This window comes from Thalassospira sp. UBA1131 (genome assembly GCF_002311515.1).
Taxonomy (GTDB): domain Bacteria; phylum Pseudomonadota; class Alphaproteobacteria; order Rhodospirillales; family Thalassospiraceae; genus Thalassospira.
This window is the reverse complement of record NZ_DCAO01000132.1, coordinates 92,431-96,060: the sequence shown is the minus strand read 5'-3', so window position 1 is coordinate 96,060 and position 3,630 is coordinate 92,431. Positions and strand designations below refer to the sequence as shown.

Annotated in this window: 4 protein-coding genes; 1 reads left to right on the top strand and 3 read right to left on the bottom strand. The window is 54.9% G+C overall.

The window, feature by feature from the left end; translation table 11 throughout:
- The 3 genes from B3Z49_RS21785 to B3Z49_RS21775 form a co-directional block, all read right to left on the bottom strand.
- A partial coding sequence (locus tag B3Z49_RS21785; RefSeq protein WP_296994922.1) for a CmpA/NrtA family ABC transporter substrate-binding protein occupies window positions 1-1,130 on the bottom strand: 1,130 nt, incomplete at its 3' end.
- 3 nt (window positions 1,131-1,133) lie between these two features.
- Entirely contained in the window at window positions 1,134-1,721 is a 588-nt protein-coding gene (locus B3Z49_RS21780; protein WP_008889538.1) for an ANTAR domain-containing response regulator, read from the bottom strand.
- Window positions 1,722-1,869: 148 nt separating this feature from the next.
- Window positions 1,870-3,177: an MFS transporter gene (locus B3Z49_RS21775; RefSeq protein ID WP_245227666.1), complete on the bottom strand. Its 1,308-nt coding sequence runs from the start codon at window positions 3,175-3,177 to the stop codon at window positions 1,870-1,872.
- A 94-nt stretch (window positions 3,178-3,271) separates the two neighbouring features.
- Between B3Z49_RS21775 and B3Z49_RS21770 the strand changes: the two genes are divergently transcribed.
- The coding region (locus tag B3Z49_RS21770; protein ID WP_296994916.1) for a hypothetical protein at window positions 3,272-3,630 on the top strand (359 nt) is incomplete at its 3' end.

Below are 3,630 nucleotides of genomic sequence, written 5' to 3'. Positions count from 1 at the left end.
CCGACAAGTGATCGATCCGGTGCGTCCGCGGCACCTTCGACGCGCCAGTCATCCTGCGGAACCAGAACATCCAGCCCGGCAACCGCCGTTCGATAAAGGTCCGGCCGGAAGACATCGGGGATGACGGCCTTAAGATCCGTGTCTTGGGGAATTTGTCGCCAACGCTTCATTTGTTCGCCAATCCAGCGGCCCTGTGACAACCACGGGAAAGTCGCAGTGTAGCGGTAAAAAACGTGGCGGTCAGGCAGATCGATGGGTGGCTCACCCGGACGTAACACCGGCTTACCGCTCAGCGATGCCTTAAGCACTTCGAACGGCGCGCCGACATTGGCCTCCTCAGACAGTATATGTGCCAACTCAACGCGGTTACCCGGCTGGTCTGCCCACTCAGCAGCCCGGACAAGCGCACGCACAAGTGCAGAAACAAGTTCCGGATTGCTCTGTGCCCAGTCTTCCCGCAGGCCAAGAACCTTCTCCGGGCTTCGTGACCAGATATCGTCCTTAAGCGCAACAATCACGCCATCACCGTGAAACACCGCGCGCTGGTTCCATGGTTCGCCCACGCAATAACCATCCACCCAGCCATTGCGCAGACTGTCAAACATGCGCGGCGGCGCGATCACGCCGATATTCACATCCATGTCCGGATCAATCCCGGCTGCCGCCATCCAATAGCGAAGCTCATAGTTATGGCTTGAGAACGGAAACACGGTGGCAAAGGACAGGATCGGGCGCCCTTCGGCCTTGTCTTCATCAATGACCTTTTTAAGCGCTCTTGCCGACCGCCCACGCGGACCAAGCATCGCATTCGGGTCGGCCTCCAACATGCGCTGATAAAGCTGGGTCGAGACAGTAATCGCATTGCCACCACGGCCCAACGCCATCGGCACGACGATATTTTGAACCGGCAAGCCGCCAAGCCCAAGCCGTGCCGCAATCGGAATTCCCGCCAAAAGATGGGCTGCTTCAAACATCCCAAAGGAAAGCTTGTCACGAATGGCTGCCCATGACATTTCACGGACCAGTTCCAGATCGATATTTTCCTGCTGGGCAAACCCCATGGCGCGCGCCACCACCGGAATGGCACAATCGACCAGTGGAACAAAACCAAGACGAACCTTGTTAGCCATCCATCAAAACTCCAACTGAAACGCCGTGATGACGCTTTGCGCGATTTCATAAATCTTGCGATTTTGCTTCATGGCGTTTTTGCGCAGCAGCGCATAAGAATCTTCTTCGGACAGACCTTTTTCTTTCATCAGGATGCCCTTGGCCCGTTCAATCAGTTTGCGTTCATTGAGCTTCGCCTGCGCTTCATCACGTTCGCGGCGCAGCTGATCAAAGACGTTGAACCGTGAAATCGCCATTTCGACAATCGGGCGAATGCGGTCCTGACGCAGGCCATCAACCACATAGGCACTGACACCTGCCGACACCGCCTCGTGGATCATGGATGCGTCACTTTGATCAACGAACATCGCAATCGGGCGCGCAATGGCACGCGACACCTGAAACATCTGTTCAAGCGTATCGCGGTCGGGGTTTTCAAGATCGATGATGATGATGTCTGGTGCCAACGCCTGAATACGTTCGACCAGATTATGGGACGTGCCGATACGGGCCACGCGGGTATAGCCGCTTTCAACCAGACCACGCTCGACAATCGCCGCACGGTCCGGATTTTCGTCAATCACCAGAATATTGAATTCTTCCAGCTTCACCAACTAACCCTAACTCCCTGACAGCCTGAAATGGCTGCGCCTCTCTGAGATATTTTTTATATGCTCCGTCCCGTTTACGGGTCCGGATTATTGGTTTCGGGATGCGGCACCGACCGCATCCCGAAAAGATCATATCAAACAGCGTATCTTATTCAGCCGGAACCGGCTGCGCTGTACCCGAAGTCCCGAAACGTTCTGACTGCGCCGCATCGAAACGCGCCTTTTCTTCGGCCTGGGTTTCCGCCGAGAAACGGACAGCCAAAGCCGCGAACGAGCAGATGATCACGGCCAGACCGAGATACAGAAGACCTTCCTGATAGGTAAGTGCTTCGGACTTGAACAGGAAGCCCGCCGCAACCGCGCCGGCATTACCGCCCGCACCGACAATACCGGCAACAGAGCCAAGCGCCTTGCGGTTGACAAACGGCACAATCCCGAAGGTTGCACCTTCTGACATCTGAACAAACAGCGAGAAGACGATCATCACCGAAACGGCCACAACCAGTGCTTCCATCTGCGAGAAGGCAACAAGTGCGACGCCTTCGATGAACAGTGCCATGAACAGGAATTTCACACGACCAGAAAGGCCACCCTTGGCAGCAAATTTGTCAGAGAACACACCACCCAGCGTACGGGCAAAGATGTTCATCAAACCAAACAGACCGGCAATCATGCCAGCGGTTGCCAATGAAAGCTCAAACTTGTCGAAGAAATAGATCGCCGCAATGTTGTTGATCGTCAGTTCGACACCAAAGCAGGCGGCATACACCAGGAACAATGCCCAGACACGGTAATCGGAAACGGCTGCCATCATGCCCTTGGCGGCACCGGCAGTATCGTCTTCCGGCTTAAGCGCGCCACTTTTGCGCATGTCGGCATAGTTGCCTTCAGGGCAGTCGGTGGTGAAGACCCAGTACAGCACGGCAACAACCAGCATGATCGCACCCGGGAACACCATCGCCAGACGCCAGCCCATGGTTTCAGCCACGCCAAAACCAAGAACCATCGCAAGGATTGCTGGCATTACCATCTGGGTCACGCCACCGCCAAGGTTACCCCAACCCGCCGTCGTGGCATTGGCCGTACCGACAACGTTTGGCGCAAACATCATGGAGGTATGATACTGCGTGATGACAAAGGATGCGCCGATAGACCCAATGGCCAGACGGGCAAGCAGGAAGGTTTCATAACTGTCGGCAAGACCGATCAGCATGACCGGAAGCGACCCAAGCACCAGAAGACCGGTATAGGTCTTGCGCGGGCCGATCTTGTCGCAAAGCGGTCCGATCAAAAGTCGGACCAGAACCGTAATCGCGACCGAGGCAATGATGGTACTGCCGATTTCGCTTTTGCTAAGGCCCAGATCATCGCGCACCAGCGGCATCAGCGGTGCGATCCCGAACCAGCCAAAGAAGCACAGGAAGAATGAAAGCCAGGTGAGGTGGAAAGTACGCATCTGGACAGTCTTGAGACTGAATAGATTTATGCGTGTAGCCTTGTTCTTGATTTCCATAACATTGAAGCCCTTCGTTTAGGTCGCGCAGAGCTTGATGTTTGCTTTGTACGACCGACGGTTTTTCCCCATGGGCCTCATGCTTCATCTGGAAGATGTCCGCAGGCGGCCCGTCATTCGTATCGGAAAGGCTGCGCGCTCATCGCGCTGCTGTTCCAAACGTCTGATCGTCCGCCGTTGGACGAAGAACTGTGAGCCACCCGTCATTGGGCATGCTTTCGTCAAAGCTGCTCACACGAAACCGGCATTGCAAACACCGCGCCAGTTCTTCCGCGATGCGGGACAATTCCATCAAATGGTTGAAAATAATCATAATTTGGCGACCGCATCTGCACAGGATGTTTTTCAGTCCGCCAAAATGACTATTTTTTGCACAAATTTAAATCACTCACTTTT